Here is a 19,924-nt window from a genome sequence, read left to right as displayed (position 1 = left end):
CCGGCGCAGTTGCGCCGGACAGCATCTGCGACTGACGAAACACCCAAGCGACCGACGGGCAACCGAATTTCCGAGCGTGCCCGCCTGAAGCTTGCGAAGCGTCAGCCCTGGATGAACGCCAGGAGATCCGGATTGATGATCTCCGGGTGGGTGGTGCACATGCCGTGCGGCAGGCCCTTGTAGACCTTGAGCGTGCCGTGCCTCACCAACTCGGCGGCAAGCAGGGCTGAGTCGGCAATCGGCACGATCTGGTCATCATCGCCGTGCATGATCAGGACGGGCACGTCGATCTTCGTCAGGTCTTCCGTGAAGTCGGTCTCGGAAAAAGCCTCGATGCAGTCGTAGTGGGCCTTGGCTCCGCCCATCATGCCCTGGCGCCACCAATTGTCGACGGCCCCTTGCGAAACCTTGGCGCCCTGGCGATTGAAGCCATAGAACGGGCCGGCCGGCACATCCCTGTAGAACTGGGCGCGGTTGGCGACCAAAGCGGCACGGAAGCCGTCGAAGACCTCGATCGGCAGGCCGCCGGGGTTGCTGTCGGTCTTGAGCATGATCGGCGGCACCGCGCCGATCAGCACCGCCTTGGCGACGCGTCCTTCGCCACCGTAGCGGGCCACGTAACGCGCCACCTCGCCGCCGCCGGTCGAATGGCCGATATGGACGGCGTTCTTGAGATCAAGATGCGCGACCAGAGCCGCAACGTCGGCGGCATAGGTGTCCATCTCGTTGCCGGTCGCGGTCTGTGTCGAGCGGCCGTGCCCGCGCCGGTCATGCGCGATGACGCGATAGCCCTTGTCGAGGAAGAACAGCATCTGGTTGTCCCAGTCGTCGGCGCTCAGAGGCCAGCCGTGATGGAACACGATTGGCTGGCCTGTGCCCCAATCCTTGTAGAAAATCTCGGTGCCGTCCCTAGTGGTGCATGTGCTCATCGTCGTGCTCCTTGTTAGCCGAATTGGTTGGAGGAAGGTTCGTTCCTTCTGTGGACAAGCTATTGCAACGGAGTCATGGTGAGAATTGGCAAAACAGACATTGAACGTGGCAAAACTGACAGATGGGTGCGGGGCGTGATCGGGTCGAAATCGGGCTTGTTGCGTATCCCGGCGTTCAGCAAGCGGCAGTGCTGGGCCTCACCGATCTCTTCCAACTGGCCAACCGGCTGGCTGCCGACCGGTCGCCGGACGCGTTGAGGCTTCGCGTCAGCCATTGGCAATGGCAGGAGGCGAGCCAAACCGTCATCCGCAGCTTCGACAGCGAGCCCGGCCCCGACAATGGACCTGCCATGGTCATCTTGCCTCCGACCCTGGGTGATCCGATCGCTCGCGAGACGGCTGCGCCCTATGCCGACTGGCTCAGGGCCCGCCACGCTGCGGGCGCGACGCTCGGCTCGGTCTGCGCCGGCGCCTTCGTGCTTGCCGAGACCGGCCTGCTGTCGGGTCGTGCGGCGACCACGCACTGGGCCTATCGCGACGCGCTGGCGATACGCTTTCCCGACATCGCACTGGATGCCGACAAGCTGGTCATCGACGACGGCGACATCATCACCGCCGGAGGCTATATGGCCTGGACCGACCTCGGCCTGAAACTCGTCGACCGGGTGCTTGGGCCGACCGTCATGATGGACACCGCCCGTTTCATGCTGGTCGACCCGCCGGGACGCGAGCAACGCTTCTACAGCCCTTTTGCTCCCAGGCTGAACCATGGCGACGAGGCCATCCTCAAGGTGCAGCACTGGCTCCAGGCGAGAGGCGCGCGCGATGTAACGCTTGCCACCATGACGGAGCATGCGGCCTTGGAGGAGCGGACTTTTTTGCGCCGCTTTCGCAACGCCACCGGCCTCAAGCCGACCGAGTATTGCCAGCACCTGCGCGTCGGCAAGGCGCGTGAGATGCTGCGAGCGACGACCCGATCCATCGACCAGATCGCCTGGGATGTCGGCTATGACGATCCCGGCTCCTTCCGCAAGGTTTTCGCCAGGATAACCGGCCTGGCGCCGGGCGATTACCGCAGGCGCTTTGCCGCGGAACGAGCGGCGGTGGTGGGCGTAGGGAGCTGAGTTATCACCTCGTTGAAGGCAAGCTCGCCGGGAAGAGAACCCCAACCGCCTCATCTCCCGGCGAGCCTACAACCTGATTTGATACGCATCAGGACCGGGGTTAGCCGGCAAGCTTGCAGGTGCAAGAGAGATGCCAGTCAACCTTTCCCGAAATGGGACACCAGCCGAGCTTTTTCCTTCTCCCCTTGTAGTAGCAGGTGGATCGGCGCGCCGCGCCGAGCCGGATGAGGGGTGTTGGAAGAAATGAGGCGCTGGCGATCCTGTCGCAGTGCGCCCGATTTGGACGAGAGTGTTCGCCAAGCTGGAACACCCTCATCCGACCGAGCTTCGCTCGGCCACTTTCTCCCACAACAGAGGAGAAGGGAAGTTCTCCCACCGCCTAAATCTCGAACTCGCCCTGCCCCTCATCCATGGCGCTGACGGTTTCGGCGGCGAGCGCCCTCGTGATCGGCGTCTTGCGTTCCAGTGCCGTGCGGTCGAGCCGCTCGACCACGCGCATCGCGGTGGCCAGCGAGCGCTCGATGCGGCGCACCAGATATTGCACGACATGCGGCTCGACCTCGACCTGGCGGTCGGCGAATAGTTTGGTGATGACACCGGCCAGCAAGAGATCGTCGGGCTCGTGGATCTCGACCATCGCCGCCGCCTTCAGCCGCGATGCGAGGTCGGGGAGCATGACACCCCAGGCGGACGGAAAGCGCCGCGCGGTCAAGAGCAAGGTCGAGCCGGCCGCGCGCACCGCGTTGATCAGATGGAACAGCCCCTCTTCATCGACCGGACCGGCATCGACATCGTCGATCAGGGCCGGCCGCGCGCCGAGGCTCGCCATGCAGTCGCCGATCCGACCGGCGTCGACCTTCACCGCGCCGGCGCGGGCGCGCCAGATCGACGCCAGATGGGTTTTTCCACAGCCTGCGGGGCCGGCGAGCACGACCACCGGCGACGGCCAGTCCGGCCAGCGATCGACCAGCGCCACCGCCTGGCTGTTGGTGCCTGAGACGACGAGTTCGTCGCGCGAATAACCGGTGCCGTGGCCGAGATCGAGCGGCAACTGGCGCGGCGGGTCGATCCTGTTGTCCGGCATCTGGCTCAACTGCGCGGCCCACCGCTCCCGCGACGACGCGCCGGCAGCGGCGGCACAGGTTCGGTGCTGTGGCCCTTGTAGAGCGGCGACTCGAGATAGCGGGCGATGGCAAAGCGCACCAGGACGGCAACGGCAGCCGAGGCAGGCACGGCGATCAGCAAGCCGACGAAGCCGAACAGCGCGCCGAAGGCAAACAGCGAAAACATCAGCCACACCGGATGCAGGCCGACGCTTTTTCCCACCAGCCTCGGCTGCAGGATGTTGCCCTCGATGAACTGGCCGACGAAGAACACGCCGGCCACCGCCGCGACCATGGTCCAGTCCGGCCAGAACTGGACGAAGGCGACGCCGACGGCCAGCACCAGCCCGGTCAGCGAGCCGACATAGGGGATGAAGGAGATCAGACCGGCGAACAGGCCGATGAGGATGGCGAAATTCAGACCGGTCAGCGTCAGCCCGGTGGCGTACATGGCACCCAGTACCAGGCACAGCGTGCCCTGACCGCGCACAAAGCCGGCGGTGGCGGTGTTAATGTCGTTGGCGATCGCCCTGACGGTCTGGACATAATCGCGCGGCACCCAGCTGTCGACAATCGTCACCATGCGATCCCAGTCGAGCAGCATGTAGAAGGCGACGACGGGCGTGACGACGAACAGGCTGACCACCGAGACCAGCGCCACGCCGGAACTCCAGATCGAGGTGAACACCGTGGTCAGCAGGCCGAAGCCGGAGGTCAGCAGCGAGTTCAACCCTTCGCGCAGGCCATTGGCGTCGACGCCGAATTGCTCTTCCAGCCATCTCGGATCGAAGCTGGTGATCAGGCTCTGCAGCCGGGTCAGGTATTCCGGCAGCTTGCTGGCAAAATCGGCCATCTGCGAAGCCAGCACCGGAATGAGGATGACGAAGGCCAGCACCAGAACGACGATGAAGGCAAACAGGATGACAATCGTCGCCATCAGCCTGGACAGGCCGAGCCGCTGCAGCCGGTCCGCGACCGGGTCGAGAAAGTAGGCGAGCACCATGCCGGCGACGAACGGCAGCAAGATGCCGCTGAAGACATAGAGGAAGACCGCGAGGATGATGGCGCTGATCAGCCAGAAGCGGATTTGGCGCCGAAACACGCCGGACGCGGCCGCATCGGCAGCGGCAGCTTCGGCTGCCGCGTCGATGTTCTGGTCAGGTATCCGGTTTGGAGCCTTCGCCATAGCCGCTCATATGCCTCAGCCAAGCCACGAGATAGGCCGCGGCCGAAGCCACGGTCAAGACCCCGGACAGCAATATGAGCACCGGCCTGAGCGGATCGAGATCGACGGCGAGGGCCAGTTCGCCCAGCACCACCGCCGCCAGCCCGATCTGGACGGCGGTGTTGGCCTTCGACACGAACAGCGGCTTCATCTCGACCGGGTGGGCCATGACGGTGGACAAAACGACGGCGCAGACGATCAGCGCATCGCGCGACACCATGGTGACGACCAGCCACAGCGGCAATTCACCGATGAAGCCCAGCACCACGAACACCGAGACCAGCAGCAATTTGTCGGCCATCGGATCGAGATAGGCGCCAAGCTGCGAAAACTGGTTGAAATGGCGGGCGATGAAGCCGTCGACGCCGTCGGAAATGCCGGCGATCAGGAAGCCGGCGAAAGCCCAGTCCCAGCGCCCCTGCAGCATGGCCAGCACCACGCCCGGCACCAGCACGAAACGCATGATCGTGATCATGTTGGGGATGGTCAAACGCATGTCCCGTCGCTTCTGTTTTGATGATACATGATAGAGATGAGAGGCTACGGCAAGTCAGAGCGACGCAGATGCTGCCAATCTCCGCTCGTGGGAAGAGATTGGCTATCTTCAAGGCCTTCGCCATCGCCAATGTTGGAGATTTGCCTGAGGCCTCTGTCCACGATTTTGTGATGCCGAAAATGCCTGAGCCAGCCGTTATCCTTGCGAGGCGCAGCCGTTCATGCGAAGAGCCCCGGAAAGCAGGAAAGAGTGATGAGCAAGCGCAAGAACGGGCTCACCTATGCCGAGGCGGGTGTCGACATCGATGCCGGCAACCTCATGGTCGAGAAGATCAAGCCGCTGGTGCGCGCGACGCGCCGGCCGGGCGCCGATGGCGAGATCGGCGGCTTCGGCGGCCTGTTCGACCTCAAGGCCGCCGGCTTCACCGACCCGGTGCTGGTCGCCGCCAATGACGGCGTCGGCACCAAGCTGAAGATCGCCATCGATGCCGGCAAGCACGACACGATCGGCATCGACCTCGTCGCCATGTGCGTCAACGACATCGTCGTGCAGGGCGCCGAGCCATTGTTCTTCCTCGACTATTTCGCCACTGGCAAGCTCGACCCCTACCACGGTGCGGCGATCGTCGGCGGCATCGCCGAGGGCTGCCGGCAGGCCGGATGCGCGCTGATCGGCGGCGAGACGGCGGAAATGCCCGGCATGTATCACGGCAAGGACTACGACCTCGCCGGCTTTGCCGTGGGCGCGGCCGAACGCGGCCAGTTGCTGCCGACCGACGATATCGTCGAGGGCGACGTGCTGTTGGGGCTGGCCTCGTCGGGCGTGCATTCAAATGGCTTTTCGCTGGTCCGCCGCATCGTCGCCACCAGCGGCCTTGCGTGGACCGATCCAGCGCCCTTCAACGATGAAGCCACGCTGGCCGAGGCGCTGCTCGAGCCGACCCGCATCTACGTCAAGTCGATCCTCAAGGCGATCCGTAACACGCATGGCATCAAGGCGCTGGCCCATATCACCGGCGGCGGTTTCCCGGAAAACATCCCGCGCGTCCTGCCGAAGGATTTTTCGGCCGAGCTCGACCTCGACGCCATCGAAGTGCCGGCGGTGTTCTCATGGCTGGCCAAGACCGGCGGCGTGGCGCCCGACGAGATGATGCGCACCTTCAACTGCGGCGTCGGCATGATCCTCGCCGTCGCCTCCGGCCAGGCGGCACAGGTTGCGGCCGTGCTGCAGGAGGCCGGCGAGACGGTGACGCCAATCGGCCGCATCGTGCCGCGTCGCGACGCCGGGGTGATCTATCGGGGCGCGATCGGCCTATGAGCATGCGCAAACGCACCGTGGTGCTGATTTCGGGACGCGGCTCCAACATGACGGCGCTGATCGCCGCGGCCACCTATCCGGGTTATCCGGCTGAGATCGTCGGCGTAATTTCCGACCGGGCCAATGCCGCCGGTCTCGGCATCGCGGCGGCGCGCGGCATCGCCACCAAGGTGATTTCGCGGGCCGACTATAGCAGCAAGGAAGCGCATGACGGGGCGATCGACGCCGCACTTGTCTCGTTCGGCGCCGAGATCGTGGCGCTGGCCGGTTATATGCGCATTCTCGGCGCGCGCTTCGTCGAGAAATGGCTGGCCCGGATGATCAATATCCACCCTGCCCTGCTGCCCGCCTTCAAGGGGCTGGATACGCATGCGCGCGCCTTGCGCGCGGGCATGCGCATCCATGGCTGCACGGTGCATTTCGTCACGCTCGACATGGATGACGGCCCGATCATCGCTCAGGCCGCCGTGCCGGTGATGGTCGGCGACAATGAGGACATGCTCGCCGCGCGCGTGCTGAAGGCAGAGCACCGGCTTTATCCGCTGGCGCTCGGGCTGGTCGCCGAAGGCAAGGCGCGGATGGAAGGCGGCCGCACCGTGCTTGCCCACTTCGCCGACGATGCCGACAACAGCACCTCCGTGATCATGGCGCCCGATCCGCTGCGCGAGGAGACCGACCTCGAGCATCTGGCGCGCATCACTCCCTGAGAACCATCCTTGCCAACATGGTAGCAAATGTTGCTACCATGTTGGCAAGGAGACAGGTTGATGGCGACAGTCGAAAAGGTCAGCGTGGCGCTTTGGGCGACCTTGATACCGCCATGGGCACAAAACATGGCGGCGGATATGGGAAAGACTTTCAGCCCGACATTCCTTGGTCTTAAATTGAACTCATGAAGCAACTCCTTCTTCTGCGTCACGCCAAGTCGAGCTGGGACGATCCTGACCTCATCGACTTCGACCGGCCGCTTTCCGGGCGCGGGCTGAAGGCCGCCCCGCTGGTCGGTCGCGAACTGGCCAGCCAGGGCTGGCTGCCCGATCTGGCGCTGGTATCGCCGGCGTTGCGCAGTCGCGACACATGGCGGCTGGTTTCGGCGGAACTACCCGCGAAAACGCCGGCCAAATTCGTCCAGGCGCTCTACGAGGCCAGTGCGGCAGACGTTCTCGCCAAGGTACGGCAGGCAAATGCGGCAACGAGCGATCTCTTGGTGCTCGGCCATAATCCCGGCCTGGAGGAATTCGCGCGCCGACTTGCCGGCGCCGGGTCGGATGCCGCGGCACTCAATAAGCTTGGAGAAAAATTCCCGACAGCGGCTCTTGTCCGCTTCCTTTTCGACGGTGACTGGGCACGGCTGGCCCTCGGCGATGCGCGGCTGACACACTGCGTTTGGCCGAAGGATCTGCGCTAAACGAGGGCTGTGACTTGATATGCAAAAGCAAGAACGGCGGGCCAAGCCCGCCGCTCTTTGCGTTCCGCAGCTTGAGGGTTTAGCGGCCCCAGTTGCCCCGGCCGGACTGAGGCACGACCGGTTCAGTCGTGCCGGGCTGGGTCGTCGCGTTGGTATTGACGGTATTGTGCTCCGCCGTAAACGGCTTGCGAATCGAACCCGTGAACGTGCTGTCGATATTTCCAACAGCCGCATTGCCAACAGGCGCGGCCGGCTGGTTGGCGCCGTCCGAACCATAGTGGTCGCTGCCGGCAAAGGCGCTGCCTGTGGCAATGAGGATGGCCGCAGCGGTGAGAGCAATCTTGGTCATTTCAGGTACTCCAGTACTTTCATACTTTCAGTGTTGTTGTCCGTCTGGTGGCGTGCCTTGGGAGGATTTCGCGTCGCTCGGACCACCCCGAGGTGGGTTGGCCCTGCAGCAGTTTCCAATCACAAAGATGTTCCGGCTACGCCCTGAACCGGCTGCTTGAAATCCGTCAAAAGGCTTCCTTCGCACAATCTTTGACCTTCTTCTCAATGCGTTAGGCGAATATTTCTGCCGCGTGGCCTGGCCATTTGCTGAGCCGACGTTCACTTGGTCTTGCACAATGCGTCAACAAAAAACGAACCGATCGGTTCGATTTCCTGCACAAATGAAATCGCGGATCTACCGGTTTTGCGCTGCCGCCCTAGACGTGCACGTCGCCAAAGGAGAGCTCGCCGTCGTCGCTGGCGGTCAGGAACGCCGTGACCAGCAGGCCGGCATAGAGGGCGGCGACCAGCACGACGATGACCAGGCCGGGAATGGGCCCCAGAGCAGCGCCGGCAACCGCCTCGCGCACCGAACTGACGAAGTCGATGCGGACACCTTCGGTTAGAAGACTGGGGGTCGACAGTTTCAGGATCCAGGCCAACAGCAGGATCAGCAGCATGTGGATGTAGTTTCGACGCAGACGGCGCGCCAACGCCGCTCGTTGCGAAATGAGGAATTTTGGAGTGCGCAGACTTTCGCCGACGACCAACAGCCAATCGGACGCGAAGTCCGGCTGCGGCGAGAATATCTGCGCGAAATAGTGCCGTTCGAACTGGCGCACTCGGGCCCGGTAAACGTCGAAGAAGCGATATCGCCGCGCTTCTATCCACAGCAGCAACAGGACAAGCAGCATGGCAAAAAGCAGTACGCCGTGATGCGCGCTGGCCGTCGAAAGCGAGATGGACAACATTGCCGCGACGACCGTTATCGCCCAATTGCTCGTCCGGTCCAGGCGGTCGCGCCACCCCGTCATGCGCAGAATCTCGGCGCGATGAAAATGCGCCATCGTGGTCACGAGTTCGCCGGGCGAAAGCGTCCTTCCAACGGGGGCCGGCGCTGCCAACGCTTCTGCCATCACCATGTCTCCACCGCCACGCAAAAACGGTTGGTTGGGCTTATCGTTCCGACGCTTCACTTTGCCGGGCGCAGCCACACCTTGTTGTCGTGGAACGCCGCACCGCCATAGGGCGCCGGCGCGTCGGCGCCGGTCAGGACGTTGATGCCCTCGCCGCGCTCGTGGGCGCTGTTGGGCCAGATGCCTTCGGCCACCACGACGCCGCGCTTGACGCCATCGAACAATCTTGCGTGCAGCACAACTTCGCCGCGCGCATTGCCGATCTCGACGCGGTCGCCATTGGCCAGCCCATAGACTGCCGCATCATCCGGATGCAAAAGCAGTTCCGGCCGGCCCTCCTTGGCCATCGACACCGGCGTCTCGGAAAAAGTCGAGTTGAGGAAATTGCGCGCCGGCGAAGTGGCCAGCCGGAACGGATGCGCAGCATCCGCCACCTCGATCAGATCGACATGGTCGGGAAATTCCGGCAGGCTTGCCACCGGCCCGAACAGGCCCATGCTTTTCGGCGGCCGGTTGGGCGCCGCCTGCCCGGTCCAGTCGGCGCGAAAGCGGAATTTTCCGTCCGCGTGGCCGAAGCCGTCGATAAAATGCGCCGCTTCGAAAGCCGGCTGCAAATCGAGCCACTTTTGTTCCTTGAGGCTCGAAAAACTGCCCAGCCCGCGCTTGCCCAAAATGATGTCGATATGCTGCCGCTCGGTCATGCCGAAGCCAGACCTGTCGCCAACACCGAGCCTTTTGCCGAGTTCCTCGATGACGAAATGGTTGCTGCGCGGCCCTTCCGGCGGGTCGATCAGCTTCGGCCCGAGCGTGATGTGCTGATTGCCGCCGCCCTTGTAGACATCGTCATGCTCTAGAAACATCGTCGCCGGCAGCACGACATCTCCGAGTTTTGCGGTGTCGGTCATGAACTGTTCGTGCACGCAGGAAAACAGGTCGTCGCGCAAAAAGCCCTGCTTCACCAGCCGCTGCTCAGGCGCGACATTGACCGGATTGGTGTTCTGGATCAGCAGCGCCGTCACCGTTGGGCCGCCATAGAGCGCATCCTCAGCGCCGGTCAGCACCGGGCCGATGCGCGAATGATCGAGGTGGCGGATCGCCGGGTCGCGCATCCGCGTGCCTTCCAGCAGTTCCTGGTTCAGTTTGAAGATGCCCGAATTGGAATGGAAGGCGCCGCCGCCCTCATATTGCCAGCAGCCGGTGACCGCGGCGATCGAGGCGGCGGCATGCATGTTGACCGAGCCGTTGCGCTGCCGCGAAAAACCGTAGCCGAGGCGGAAATAGGTTTTCTTGGTCGCGGCGAGACGGGCGAAGGCCTCGATCTCATCGACGGAAAGCCCGGTGATATCAGCCGCCCATTGCGGCGTCCTCGTCTGAAGATGCGCTTCCAGACCGTGCGGATCGTCGGTGTATTTTGCCAAATAGGCGCGGTCGGCCATGCCGTCACGGAACAGCACATGCATCACCGCGCAGGCCAGCGCACCGTCGGTGCCGGGCTTCAGCACCAGGCCGAGATCGGCCTGCTTCATCGTCGCGTTCTCGTAGACGTCGATGACGACGATCTTGGCGCCACGCTCCTTGCGCGCCTTGATCGCGTGGGTCATGACATTGACCTGGGTGACCACGGCATTGGTGCCCCAGACCACCACGCAGTCGGACTTGGCCATCTCGCGCGGGTCAGGACCGCGCAGCGCGCCGGCCCCCATCATCCAGCCGGTCCAGGCCAGATTGGTGCAGATCGAACCGAAGAAGCCGGAATATTTTTTCGCGTGGCGCAGCCGCTCGATGCCATCGCGCTGCACCAGTCCCATGGTGCCGGCATAGTAATAGGGCCAGACCGTCTCCGAGCCGTATCTTGCCTCGGCCGCGATGAATTTTTCGGCGACCAGGTCGAGTGCGGCCCCCCAGCTCGCGTCCTTCCAAAGGCCCTCACCCTTGGCGCCCGCCCGGATCAGCGGCTTCAGCAAGCGGTCGGGATGATGGACGCGGTCGGCATAACGGGCGACTTTGGCGCAGATGACGCCGGCCGTGTAGCTGTTGGCCTTGGCGCCATGGACGCGGCCGATGCGCTTGCTGTCGAGCAGCTCGACCTCGAGCGCGCAGGTCGACGGGCAATCATGCGGACAGGCCGAATGGCCGATCCTGAGCTTGGCGTGCTGATTCATGGGAGCAGACTAGTCGGTTGCGAAAGCGGCGTGTAGGGCCAGATGCAGCGCTAACTTGCTTCTCCTTGCTGAGGCAAGCTGAAAATCTGGCGACCACCAGCGCGGGGCCGTTAGAACTGCGTCGTCAACGCCGTCAGCCACTCGGGCGAAGCGTTGACGAGTGCGGTTTCCAACGCCTTGTCGAACCCAGACAGAATCGCGGCGGCGGTCATCACCAGCAAGACGCCGAAGGCGACCTTCAGCCCGCTGCCGGCGCTGGCGATGTGGCTGCGCCAACTCAGCAAGGTCTCGCGGGACAGTAATCCGAGGATCAGCAACGGCACGGCAGCACCGAGACCAAACAGGACCATGGTGACCCCAACCTGGCCAAGGTCTTGGCCCTGCGCTGCAAGGACGGAAGCGGCACCGAGAGTCGGGCCAACGCAAGGGCTCCACACCGCGCCAAGCAACAGACCGACGCCGAACTGCCCCCAAAGGCCAACGGATGAAAAGCCGCCAAACCGCTGCTCGACCCAGTTGCCGGCCGGACCGGCCGCAACCGCGATATGCGCCTGGAGTGGCGGCACGATCAATATCGTGCCGAGGACGAGCATCAGAACTGCGGCGGCGCTGCGAAAGACACCGCCGTCAAGCCCGACGGAGAACCCGATCGTGGCGACGAAAAGCCCTATGGCCGTGAAGGATATGGCAAGTCCTGCGGCCAGCGCGATGGGGCCATAGCGATGCTGACTGACGGCAGCACCGAGCACGATCGGTATCAGCGGCAGCACGCATGGCGACAGCGTCGACAGCACCCCGGCCAGGAACGAAAATATGAGACCGAGTAGCATCTCCGCCGCTCAGATCGTTTTATCAAGCAATTGCTTGATGGCATCCGCCTTGGTCACCCCAACAAGCCGACCGACTTCCGTTGCGCCCTTGAAGGTGATCAGCGTGCTCTGCATCCGCGCACCAAGAGCCCGAACAACCTCTTTTTGGGAATCGAAATCGACTTCGAAAACGGCCAGGTTTGCGTGCTCGGGCGCAGGCAGCAACTTGCCGAGCACCCGCTTCTGCGCCTTGCAGATCGGACACCAGCTGGCGGTGATCTCGACCAGGATCGGCTTGCCTGCCTTTTGCGCCTTTTCGAAGGCCTGCCGTGTGTAGGCCATGCGGCTGGCAGCCAGCGCCGCCGGAGCCGAGGCGAGGCCGGATATTGCGGTCAGGCCGATGAGGAAGGTGCGACGGTCTAGCATTTCTTGACTCCTGAAGTCGTCGGCGGGCAAGTAATCCCGCCGTGGTCGGACATGAGGATACGGTCCGTTGTTCGCGCCAGCGACGGCGAACGTTACAGGCTCACGGTAATGTTACCGAGGCCGCCCTTCGCTTGCGTCCACTTGCATTCGACGCCGTCAGCAGCCATCAGGTGCTGACGCCAAGCGCACCAGTGGCTTCAGCAAGCGCTCGGGATTATGGACGCGGCGGCGTAGCGGGCGACCTTGGCGCCGATGACGCCTGATGTATACGTATTGGCCTTGGCGCCGTGGACGCGGCCGATGCGCTTGCTGTCGAGCGGTCGACGGGCAAACATGCAGACAGGCCGAATAGCCGATCCTGAGCTTGGCGTGCCCCAAACTAACTTCTGACGACCAGCTGTAGGGCCAGATGATTAGCCAATCTCCCCCCTTGTGGGGGAGATGTCCGGCAGGACAGAGGGGGGCGCGAAGGATCGCCAACTTTAGGTGTGATCCCGCCCTGATCAAGAAGAACGGCAGTCGGGCGGGGCAAATACTGCCAGGCCGGCGGGACAGCGCCCCCCTCTGCCCTGCCGGGCATCTCCCCCACAAGGGGGGAGATTACGCTTCCCCTACTCCGCCGTGCCTTCCTCGTACTCTGCCGACATCGACAGCCATTTTTCCTCATGGCCGGCCAGTGTCTGGGCCAGTTGCGAGCGTTCCTTGGCCAGCCGTGTCGCCGTCGACGGGTCCTTTTCGTAGACCGCCGGATTGGCGAGTTCGTCCTCGATCAAGTCGATGCGCTTGCGAATGCGGTCCATCAGCGCTTCGGTGGCGCGGATCTCCTTGGCCAGCGGCTCGAAGGCGGCGCGGCGCGCCGCCGCGTCACGGCGGCGGTCGGCCTTCGAGGCCTTTTCGGCCTCGCGCTTGCCGCGGCGGTCGCCGGCCACGCCGGTGACCAGCGTCTTGTAATCATCGAGGTCCCCGTCAAAAGGATTGACCGTCCCGTCCTTGACCAGCCACAGCCGGTCGGCCGTTGCCTCGAGCAGATGGCGGTCGTGCGAGATCAGGATGACGGCGCCGGGAAACTCGTTCAGCGCATGGATCAACGATTCACGGCTGTCGATATCGAGATGGTTGGTCGGTTCGTCGAGGATGAACAGGTTTGGCCCCTCGAACGCCGACAGGCCCATCAACAGCCGCGCCTTCTCGCCGCCCGACAGGTCCTTGGCGGCGGTGTTCATCTTTTCGGTGGTCAGTCCGAACTGGGCGACACGGCCGCGCACCTTCGATTCCGGTGCTTCCGGCATCAGCCGGCGGACATGCTCATAGGCGTTTTCACTCGGTCGGAGATCGTCGAGCTGATGCTGGGCAAAGATCGCCACCTTCAGGCCGGGCGCCACCGTCATGGTCCCGGTCTCCTGCTTCAGGCGGCCGGACAGCAATTTGGCGAAGGTCGACTTGCCGTTGCCGTTGGCGCCGAGCAGTGCGATACGGTCGTCGGCATCGATGCGCAGCGTCATCTTCTTCAGGATCGGCTCACCCTCGACATAGCCGACATTGACGTTGTTGAGCGCAATGATCGGCGAGGCCACCGTCTTCACCGGCTCGGGAAAGGAGAACGGCCGCACGTTGTCGTTCACAATCGCGGCGATCGGCTTCATCTTCTCCAGCGCCTTGATGCGCGACTGGGCCTGTCTCGCCTTGGAAGCCTTGGCGCGGAAGCGCTCGACGAAGGACTCCATGTGCTTGCGTGCGGCTTCCTGCTTGACCCTGCCCTTCTCCTGCAATTCGCGCTGCTCGGTGTATTGGCGCTCGAACTGGTCGTAGCCGCCGCGCCAGAAGGTCAGCTTCTTCTGGTCGAGATGGACGATCGAGTTGACGGCGCGGTTGAGCAGGTCGCGGTCATGCGAGATCAGCAGCACCGTGTGCGGGTATTTCGACACGTAGTTTTCCAGCCACAGCGTGCCTTCGAGGTCGAGATAGTTGGTCGGCTCGTCGAGCAGCAGCAGATCGGGCTCGGCAAACAGCACCGCGGCGAGTGCGACGCGCATGCGCCAGCCGCCGGAGAACGACGAGGCCGGCCGCCGCTGGGCGGCGTCGTCGAAGCCGAGGCCGGCGAGGATGGTGGCGGCACGAGACTCGGCCGAATGGGCGTCGATATCGGCCAGCCGCATGTGGATGTCGGCGATGCGGTGCGGATCGGTCGCCGTCGATTCCTCATCGAGCAATGCGGAGCGTTCGAGGTCGGCCTTGAGCACGATCTCGATCAGCGGCTCCTCGGTGCCGGGAGCCTCCTGCGCCACCTGGCCGATGCGCGTGTTCTTCGGCAGACCGATCGAGCCGGTCTCGGAGGCGAGGTCGCCGGTGATCGCCTTGAACAAAGTGGTCTTGCCGGTGCCGTTGCGGCCGACAAGCCCTGCCTTGCTGCCGGCCGGCAAAGTCAGCGAGGCATGGTCAAGAAGCAGGCGTCCGGCCATGCGGAGCGAAAGGTCGTTGATGATCAGCATGGCCGCGCTTTTGCACGGGACGTCAGCGCTTCGCAAGACCTCGAGCGGCGGTTGGCCGCATAACGCATGAAAATGGCCGCCAGCGGCAGGTTGCCCGGTGCCGCGGGCGGAGAAAGAAGACGATTGATCCGATCACCGGCCTCGCCGGATCAACGGACCAGCTCCGGGCTGGGCCGGCAACCGCTGCGATGGCGTGGCGCCTGGCGAGCATCGGCTTCTCGCAGCCGAAAACTGCGCATTTGTCAGTCAATTGCCGGTGCAAGGCGGTCGTCTTCGGCTATCGCGTCATGACGCAAGGGCAAGACTCAGCTATGTCTAGGTGTGCGGCGGACCTGATACCCGCCTGGCCGGCGTCATCGCTCCCCTCCCAAGCGGCGCCGGCCATCTTTCCTACAGCTTTCACTGCGCCGGCGGCGCGGCGGGTTGATCATCGCCTGGCGTCGCGTTGGGCGCAGGGTCGACCTGCGGGTTTTGATCGGCGCCGGGAGCCTTTGTCGGTGGAATGTTGTTGTCGCAAGCCGCGATTGCCAGCGCTGCGGCCAAAACGAGCCAGGTCGGGGCCAGCAAAGTTGAGAGCTTGTTCATCGCAACCTCCTGTCACCGGGCAAACGAGACGGTGCCGATTTGGTTGCACGCTCGGGCAAGAGCTTGGGACGTTTTGGAACCCCGGGAACAAAACGAGAGAGGGGAACAAAACGCCGGCTCCTCGGTTGGTCCACACCAATGGAGAAAATCATGATCCGTCTGCTCATAGCCGGGGCCGCCGTCTATGTGGCCTACCGCATCGTCAGGGAAATCGTCGACGAGGTGCCCGACGACTTCGATCCGCTGTTGCTGCCGCCTCCCGATGACGACAAGTCGCTGCCGCGGCAGTCAGCGGCGATGGGCGTCGAGCCGCAGCGCTAGTTCCGGTTCGTCGGTCGGGCGCCAGCAGGATCGGACGCACGCACGAAAGCGTTGCGAACAAAGCAGAAACGATGCTTGATGGGCAATGAACCTCGCTGCCCGTGATTCGACCTTCCGGCCTGCCTATCTCGCAAAGCTGAATGCCGAGCAGTGCGTTGCCGTCGAGCATGGCGACGGCAAGGTCGCCGGGCCGCTGCTGGTGATCGCCGGGGCCGGCTCCGGCAAGACCAGCACGCTGGCGCATCGCGTCGCGCATCTGATCGTCAGGGGCGCCGACCCGAGGCGCATCCTTTTGATGACGTTTTCGCGTCGCGCCGCATCGGAATTGGCCAAGCGCGTCGAGCGCATCGCCGGCGAGGTGCTCGGCCGCGACGCTTCCGTCATCACCGATGCTCTCACCTGGGCCGGCACGTTTCACGGCATCGGCGCCAGGCTGCTGCGCGACTACGCTATGGAGATCGGCCTCGATCCGGCCTTCACCATCCACGACCGCGAGGATTCGGCCGACCTGATGAACCTCGCCCGGCACGAACTCGGCTTCTCGAAAACCGAAGGCCGTGTTCCGACCAAGGGCACCTGCCTGGCGATCTATTCGCGTGCCGTCAACGCGCAGGCGCCGCTCGGCGAAGTTTTGGGTTCGGTGTTCCCCTGGTGCGCGGGGTGGGCAGAACAGCTCAAGGCGCTGTTCGCCCGATATGTCGAGGCCAAGCAGGCGCAGAACGTGCTCGATTACGACGACCTGCTGCTCTACTGGGCGCAGATGGCAGGCGAGCCGGAGATATCGGCGCATCTGAGTGGGCGTTTCGACCATGTGCTGGTCGATGAATACCAGGACACCAACCGGCTGCAGGCCTCGATCCTCGCGGCGCTCAAGCCGGACGGATCCGGGCTGACGGTGGTCGGCGACGATGCGCAGTCGATCTATTCGTTTCGCGCCGCCGAAGTGCGCAACATCCTCGATTTTCCAAAACAGTTCGCCCGGCCGGCCGAGATCGTCATGCTGGAGCGCAACTACCGTTCGACCGAGACCATCCTGGCCGCCGCCAATGCGGTGATCGGCGAGGCCTCGGAGCGCTTTACCAAAAACCTCTGGTCGGAGCGCAAATCGACCGAAAAGCCGAAGTTGGTCAGCGTCCGCGACGAGGCCGAGCAGGCGAGTTACGTCTGTCAGGCGATCCTAACCGAGCGCGAGGCCGGCACGGCGCTGAAGGCGCAGGCCGTGCTGTTTCGCGCTTCGCACCACAGCGGGCCACTGGAGATCGAGCTGACGCGCCGCAACATCCCGTTCGTCAAGTTCGGCGGGCTGAAGTTCCTCGACGCCGCCCATGTCAAGGACGTGCTGGCGGTGCTGCGCTTCGCCGAGAACCCGCGCGACCGCGTCGCCGGCTTTCGCGTGCTGCAGCTTTTGCCCGGCATCGGCCCTTCGGCGGCTTCGCAGATCGTCGACACCATGGCGACGTCGCTCGACGAAGCGATGGGGCTGGCGCGCTACCGCCCGCCGCAACGCGCCGCCGACGACTGGCCGGGTTTCGTCGCGCTGTTCTCGCAGCTTCGCGCCGGGTCGGGAAAATGGCCTGTTGACCTCGAACAGGTCAGGCTCTGGTATGAGCCGCATCTCGACCGCATCCACGAGGACGCGACGACACGCCGGGCCGATATTCTGCAGCTCGAACAGATCGCCTCGGGCTATGCCTCGCGCGAGCGTTTCCTCACCGAACTGACCCTCGATCCGCCGGATGCAACCAGCGACGAGGCTGGGCCGCCGCATCGCGACGAGGACTATCTGATCCTGTCGACCATCCACTCGGCCAAGGGCCAGGAATGGAAGAACGTCTTCGTGCTCAACACCGTCGACGGCTGCATCCCGATCGATCTCGCCGTCGGCTCGAAGGAGGATATCGACGAGGAGCGCCGCCTGCTCTACGTGGCGATGACGCGGGCCAAGGACGGCCTGCACCTGGTCATGCCGCAGCGCTTTTTCGTCCACGGCCAGGCGGCGCGCGGCGATCGTCATGTTTACGCCTCGCGCACCCGCTTCATCCCGGCCTCGATCCTCGGCGCCTTCGAACAGACATCGTGGGCGAGCGTCCAGGCCAGGGATGATCCGCGCCGCCAGCCGCAAGTGCGCGTCGACCTTGGCGCCCGCATGCGCGACATGTGGAAATAGGCCGCTCTTCGGCACGACGCTCATGCCACGGAGCCTGGTGGCGAAAAATCAAATTTCGGCAACATGGAACCTGATGCCGCAATCCGCGTTTCTGGGCGTCCTACCCCCGGTCGGAGAGCGGCGTCCGCCCGTCACCTCCGCCCAATTCGAGAGGCCAGAATGCACGATAAGACATTTTTCACCCCGGTCGCCGTAACCGTCGGCGCCGGCCATAAGCGCATGATCGCTTCGCTGTTCGACATGCATGAGTTCCTGACCGAGTTTCCACCATCGCGGCGACGCCTGAGCTATGGCGCGGCGGTGAAGGCCTGCGAGGCGGCACGCGCCGGCGAGATCTCGCCCGAAGCGGCGTGCGACGCCCTGATCACCTTCGCAGTTTCGGCAGGCATTCTCTGGCCCTCTGCGCAGCCGGCAGTCTCGGTCAAGCCGATCTCCCGCGACCAGGGCGGATACGCCGCCTGACTGGCCAGGCCTGTTTTGCGACTATGGCCCGCCGAAGATGCTGTTCGTCTTCGACGGGTTTTCCTGTCAATTCGACCCGGATGATCCGAAATCAGGCGTAGGCGCGGCCCTCTTCGCTGCGCTGGAACAGCGTCAGGTCGAGCGGCACCGAAGGCCGGCCGAGAATGGTCAGGATCGCGTGCGCCTGGCCGCGGTGATGGGTCTGGTGGTTGAAGAAATGATCAAGCGCCGGCGCAAGCCGCTGCGAGACGGTGCGCATATCGGAGACGGTCATGTAGGAGAAGCGGCCGGACAAAGCCTTGTCGCTTAACGCCCCAACCCAGTCGACGATCCTTTTGTCTTCGGCCTCGCGCGCCAGCCGCAAGCCCGGCAGGGCGCGTTGCAGGACCGTGTCGAGCCTGGCCGGCGCGTCGCCCTCGCCGGTAAAGCGCCTCATCCAGATGCGATCGGCAGTCAGAACATGGTTGAGCGTGCCCATCATCGAGCCGAAGAAGACCCCGACGTTGCGGTGAAAATGTTCCTCGTCGAGATCGGCGGCGGCATCGTAGATGCGGCTATTGGCCCATTGATTGTAGGCCGCAAACATCATGAAGTGCTGTTTCATCGTTTTTTCTCCGGCCCGCGAGACCCCGTTCCGGGTGCTTACCGCAAGGCCCACAACGTCGCTCTAGTAGACCGCAGGGAAGCTGCCGCCAATGACCATTCTGCTCTATGATCTCGTCGGACGCGATGGCGCCCGTCCGTTCAGCCCGCATTGCTGGAAGGCGACGATGGCGCTTGCCCACAAGGGCCTCGATATCTCAACCGTGCCGACACGCTTTCTCGAAGTGCCCATAGTTGAAGGCGGCGTTTCAAAACTCGTTCCGGTGATCCGCGACGGCGAGAAGGTGGTCGCCGATTCTTTCGCCATCGCGCTCTATCTCGACGAGGCCTATCCAGAGCGACCGACATTGTTTTGCGGGGACGGCGGCAAGGCGATGGCGCGCTTCGTCGAACGCTGGTCGCAACTGACCATCCACCCCTATGTCACCACTGCGGCGATCATGGACCTGCACGCCATGCAGGACGAGGCCAACGCCGCCTATTTTCGCCAAAACCGCGAGCAACGCTTCGGCCAGAGACTGGAAGAGGTGGTGGCGGCGCGGGACGCCGGCCTTGGTGCCTTCCGTACCTCGCTGGAACCATTGCGCTCGATGCTTGCCTATCAGCCGTTCATCGGCGGCCAATCACCGCTGTTTGCCGACTACATCGTCTTCGGCGCGCTGCAATGGGCGCGCATCGCCTCACCCTACCGGTTGCTCGACGACAGCGATGTGGTGGCGCAGTGGTTCGAGCGCTGTCTCGACCTGCATGAGGGGCTCGGCCGCAAGGTGGCGGCGGCTGCTGCATAGGGGAGTAAGGCAGTAGGGCAGTAGGGCAGTAGGTATGCGCGCCGCCGTGACTTCCGTACTTCCTTACTGCTGCCTTACTGCCCTACTGCCCTACTGCCCTACTG

The 19,924-nt window shown here is 63.9% G+C and carries 21 protein-coding genes and 1 pseudogene; 9 read left to right on the top strand and 13 right to left on the bottom strand.

The features are described 5' to 3' along the window. Nucleotides 1–101: 101 nt before the first annotated feature. Entirely contained in the window at nucleotides 102–929 is an 828-nt protein-coding gene (locus AC0L18_RS12145) for an alpha/beta fold hydrolase (protein WP_473492404.1), read from the bottom strand. A 122-nt stretch (nucleotides 930–1,051) separates the two neighbouring features. Here AC0L18_RS12145 and AC0L18_RS12140 point away from each other — a divergent pair, with 122 nt between their 5' ends. After that, a complete protein-coding gene (locus AC0L18_RS12140) occupies nucleotides 1,052–2,053 on the top strand; it encodes a GlxA family transcriptional regulator (RefSeq protein WP_473492402.1) in 1,002 nt (333 codons plus the stop codon). A 379-nt stretch (nucleotides 2,054–2,432) separates the two neighbouring features. Here the strand turns inward: AC0L18_RS12140 and hdaA are convergent, their stop codons facing one another. The 3 genes from hdaA to AC0L18_RS12125 are packed head-to-tail and all read right to left on the bottom strand — an operon-like array spanning nucleotide 2,433 to nucleotide 4,871. Further along, nucleotides 2,433–3,137: a DnaA regulatory inactivator HdaA gene (gene hdaA / locus AC0L18_RS12135; RefSeq protein ID WP_473492401.1), complete on the bottom strand. Its 705-nt coding sequence runs from the start codon at nucleotides 3,135–3,137 to the stop codon at nucleotides 2,433–2,435. A 5-nt stretch (nucleotides 3,138–3,142) separates the two neighbouring features. Then, entirely contained in the window at nucleotides 3,143–4,342 is a 1,200-nt protein-coding gene (locus tag AC0L18_RS12130; protein ID WP_473492399.1) for an AI-2E family transporter, read from the bottom strand. Beyond that, nucleotides 4,314–4,871 carry a CDP-alcohol phosphatidyltransferase family protein gene (locus AC0L18_RS12125; RefSeq protein ID WP_473492460.1) on the bottom strand — a complete coding sequence of 186 codons (558 nt, stop codon included), beginning with the start codon at nucleotides 4,869–4,871 and terminating at the stop codon, nucleotides 4,314–4,316. The genes AC0L18_RS12130 and AC0L18_RS12125 overlap by 29 nt, the downstream gene beginning before the upstream one ends. Nucleotides 4,872–5,129: 258 nt before the next feature. Here AC0L18_RS12125 and purM point away from each other — a divergent pair, with 258 nt between their 5' ends. The 4 genes from purM to AC0L18_RS12105 are packed head-to-tail and all read left to right on the top strand — an operon-like array spanning nucleotide 5,130 to nucleotide 7,602. Then, the gene (purM, locus tag AC0L18_RS12120) at nucleotides 5,130–6,194 is read left to right on the top strand and encodes a phosphoribosylformylglycinamidine cyclo-ligase (RefSeq protein WP_473492398.1); all 1,065 of its coding nucleotides are present in this window, start codon (nucleotides 5,130–5,132) and stop codon (nucleotides 6,192–6,194) included. Next, nucleotides 6,191–6,901 (top strand): phosphoribosylglycinamide formyltransferase, encoded by a 711-nt coding sequence (gene purN / locus AC0L18_RS12115; RefSeq protein ID WP_473492397.1) that lies wholly within the window; start codon nucleotides 6,191–6,193, stop codon nucleotides 6,899–6,901. Before purM ends, purN begins: the two co-directional genes overlap by 4 nt. A 60-nt stretch (nucleotides 6,902–6,961) precedes the next feature. Further along, nucleotides 6,962–7,090, top strand: a complete 129-nt coding sequence (locus AC0L18_RS12110) for a hypothetical protein (RefSeq protein WP_473492396.1) — start codon at nucleotides 6,962–6,964, stop codon at nucleotides 7,088–7,090. After that, nucleotides 7,087–7,602: a SixA phosphatase family protein gene (locus tag AC0L18_RS12105; protein WP_473492395.1), complete on the top strand. Its 516-nt coding sequence runs from the start codon at nucleotides 7,087–7,089 to the stop codon at nucleotides 7,600–7,602. Before AC0L18_RS12110 ends, AC0L18_RS12105 begins: the two co-directional genes overlap by 4 nt. 79 nt (nucleotides 7,603–7,681) lie before the next feature. Here the strand turns inward: AC0L18_RS12105 and AC0L18_RS12100 are convergent, their stop codons facing one another. From AC0L18_RS12100 to AC0L18_RS12065, 8 genes and pseudogenes are all read right to left on the bottom strand, one after another. After that, nucleotides 7,682–7,951, bottom strand: a complete 270-nt coding sequence (locus AC0L18_RS12100; RefSeq protein WP_473492394.1) for a DUF680 domain-containing protein — start codon at nucleotides 7,949–7,951, stop codon at nucleotides 7,682–7,684. 358 nt (nucleotides 7,952–8,309) lie between these two features. Beyond that, nucleotides 8,310–9,008 carry a DUF2270 domain-containing protein gene (locus tag AC0L18_RS12095; protein WP_473492392.1) on the bottom strand — a complete coding sequence of 233 codons (699 nt, stop codon included), beginning with the start codon at nucleotides 9,006–9,008 and terminating at the stop codon, nucleotides 8,310–8,312. A gap of 56 nt (nucleotides 9,009–9,064) precedes the next feature. Then, a complete protein-coding gene (locus tag AC0L18_RS12090; protein WP_473492390.1) occupies nucleotides 9,065–11,170 on the bottom strand; it encodes a molybdopterin-containing oxidoreductase family protein in 2,106 nt (701 codons plus the stop codon). A 110-nt stretch (nucleotides 11,171–11,280) separates the two neighbouring features. Next, nucleotides 11,281–12,000 carry a cytochrome c biogenesis CcdA family protein gene (locus tag AC0L18_RS12085; protein WP_473492389.1) on the bottom strand — a complete coding sequence of 240 codons (720 nt, stop codon included), beginning with the start codon at nucleotides 11,998–12,000 and terminating at the stop codon, nucleotides 11,281–11,283. 9 nt (nucleotides 12,001–12,009) lie between these two features. After that, on the bottom strand, nucleotides 12,010–12,435 hold the full coding sequence (locus tag AC0L18_RS12080; RefSeq protein ID WP_473492387.1) for a thioredoxin family protein: 426 nt from the start codon (nucleotides 12,433–12,435) through the stop codon (nucleotides 12,010–12,012). Between the two features lie 132 nt (nucleotides 12,436–12,567). After that, a pseudogene (locus AC0L18_RS12075) lies at nucleotides 12,568–12,783 on the bottom strand (molybdopterin oxidoreductase family protein); the annotation flags it as partial. 233 nt (nucleotides 12,784–13,016) lie between these two features. Further along, entirely contained in the window at nucleotides 13,017–14,894 is a 1,878-nt protein-coding gene (locus AC0L18_RS12070; RefSeq protein ID WP_473492385.1) for an ABC-F family ATP-binding cassette domain-containing protein, read from the bottom strand. A 399-nt stretch (nucleotides 14,895–15,293) separates the two neighbouring features. Continuing rightward, nucleotides 15,294–15,479 (bottom strand): hypothetical protein, encoded by a 186-nt coding sequence (locus AC0L18_RS12065; protein ID WP_473492384.1) that lies wholly within the window; start codon nucleotides 15,477–15,479, stop codon nucleotides 15,294–15,296. 150 nt (nucleotides 15,480–15,629) lie between these two features. Here AC0L18_RS12065 and AC0L18_RS12060 point away from each other — a divergent pair, with 150 nt between their 5' ends. The 3 genes from AC0L18_RS12060 (at nucleotide 15,630) to AC0L18_RS12050 (ending at nucleotide 18,429) form a co-directional block, all read left to right on the top strand. Continuing rightward, complete coding sequence (locus AC0L18_RS12060) at nucleotides 15,630–15,800, top strand: hypothetical protein (protein ID WP_077375704.1); 171 nt, start codon at nucleotides 15,630–15,632, stop codon at nucleotides 15,798–15,800. Nucleotides 15,801–15,885: 85 nt separating this feature from the next. Further along, nucleotides 15,886–17,967, top strand: coding sequence for an ATP-dependent helicase (locus tag AC0L18_RS12055; protein WP_473492383.1), 2,082 nt, complete (start codon nucleotides 15,886–15,888; stop codon nucleotides 17,965–17,967). A gap of 159 nt (nucleotides 17,968–18,126) precedes the next feature. Then, nucleotides 18,127–18,429, top strand: coding sequence for a DUF982 domain-containing protein (locus AC0L18_RS12050; RefSeq protein ID WP_091590606.1), 303 nt, complete (start codon nucleotides 18,127–18,129; stop codon nucleotides 18,427–18,429). A 91-nt stretch (nucleotides 18,430–18,520) separates the two neighbouring features. On the opposite strand, the gene AC0L18_RS12045 is transcribed toward AC0L18_RS12050, so the two are convergent. Further along, nucleotides 18,521–19,033, bottom strand: a complete 513-nt coding sequence (locus tag AC0L18_RS12045) for a DinB family protein (RefSeq protein WP_473492382.1) — start codon at nucleotides 19,031–19,033, stop codon at nucleotides 18,521–18,523. A 91-nt stretch (nucleotides 19,034–19,124) separates the two neighbouring features. Here AC0L18_RS12045 and AC0L18_RS12040 point away from each other — a divergent pair, with 91 nt between their 5' ends. Further along, on the top strand, nucleotides 19,125–19,820 hold the full coding sequence (locus tag AC0L18_RS12040) for a glutathione S-transferase family protein (protein WP_473492380.1): 696 nt from the start codon (nucleotides 19,125–19,127) through the stop codon (nucleotides 19,818–19,820). Nucleotides 19,821–19,924: the final 104 nt, after the last annotated feature.

The organism is Mesorhizobium sp. WSM4819 (assembly GCF_055811215.1).
This window is presented reverse-complemented; position numbering and strand designations above follow the sequence as displayed.

Bases quoted from the DNA above. Each gene is read 5' to 3' on its own strand.
- AC0L18_RS12105 (WP_473492395.1), top strand. From the start codon at position 7,087: ATGAAGCAACTCCTTCTTCTGCGTCACGCCAAGTCGAGCTGGGACGAT.
- AC0L18_RS12060 (WP_077375704.1), top strand. From the start codon at position 15,630: ATGATCCGTCTGCTCATAGCCGGGGCCGCCGTCTATGTGGCCTACCGC.
- AC0L18_RS12130 (WP_473492399.1), bottom strand. From the start codon at position 4,342: ATGGCGAAGGCTCCAAACCGGATACCTGACCAGAACATCGACGCGGCA.
- AC0L18_RS12100 (WP_473492394.1), bottom strand. From the start codon at position 7,951: ATGACCAAGATTGCTCTCACCGCTGCGGCCATCCTCATTGCCACAGGC.
- AC0L18_RS12145 (WP_473492404.1), bottom strand. From the start codon at position 929: ATGAGCACATGCACCACTAGGGACGGCACCGAGATTTTCTACAAGGAT.
- purN (WP_473492397.1), top strand. From the start codon at position 6,191: ATGAGCATGCGCAAACGCACCGTGGTGCTGATTTCGGGACGCGGCTCC.
- AC0L18_RS12040 (WP_473492380.1), top strand. From the start codon at position 19,125: ATGACCATTCTGCTCTATGATCTCGTCGGACGCGATGGCGCCCGTCCG.
- AC0L18_RS12045 (WP_473492382.1), bottom strand. From the start codon at position 19,033: ATGAAACAGCACTTCATGATGTTTGCGGCCTACAATCAATGGGCCAAT.
- AC0L18_RS12070 (WP_473492385.1), bottom strand. From the start codon at position 14,894: ATGCTGATCATCAACGACCTTTCGCTCCGCATGGCCGGACGCCTGCTT.
- AC0L18_RS12055 (WP_473492383.1), top strand. From the start codon at position 15,886: ATGAACCTCGCTGCCCGTGATTCGACCTTCCGGCCTGCCTATCTCGCA.
- purM (WP_473492398.1), top strand. From the start codon at position 5,130: ATGAGCAAGCGCAAGAACGGGCTCACCTATGCCGAGGCGGGTGTCGAC.
- AC0L18_RS12110 (WP_473492396.1), top strand. From the start codon at position 6,962: ATGGCGACAGTCGAAAAGGTCAGCGTGGCGCTTTGGGCGACCTTGATA.
- AC0L18_RS12095 (WP_473492392.1), bottom strand. From the start codon at position 9,008: ATGGCAGAAGCGTTGGCAGCGCCGGCCCCCGTTGGAAGGACGCTTTCG.
- AC0L18_RS12140 (WP_473492402.1), top strand. From the start codon at position 1,052: ATGGGTGCGGGGCGTGATCGGGTCGAAATCGGGCTTGTTGCGTATCCC.
- AC0L18_RS12065 (WP_473492384.1), bottom strand. From the start codon at position 15,479: ATGAACAAGCTCTCAACTTTGCTGGCCCCGACCTGGCTCGTTTTGGCC.
- AC0L18_RS12085 (WP_473492389.1), bottom strand. From the start codon at position 12,000: ATGCTACTCGGTCTCATATTTTCGTTCCTGGCCGGGGTGCTGTCGACG.
- AC0L18_RS12050 (WP_091590606.1), top strand. From the start codon at position 18,127: ATGCACGATAAGACATTTTTCACCCCGGTCGCCGTAACCGTCGGCGCC.
- hdaA (WP_473492401.1), bottom strand. From the start codon at position 3,137: ATGCCGGACAACAGGATCGACCCGCCGCGCCAGTTGCCGCTCGATCTC.
- AC0L18_RS12090 (WP_473492390.1), bottom strand. From the start codon at position 11,170: ATGAATCAGCACGCCAAGCTCAGGATCGGCCATTCGGCCTGTCCGCAT.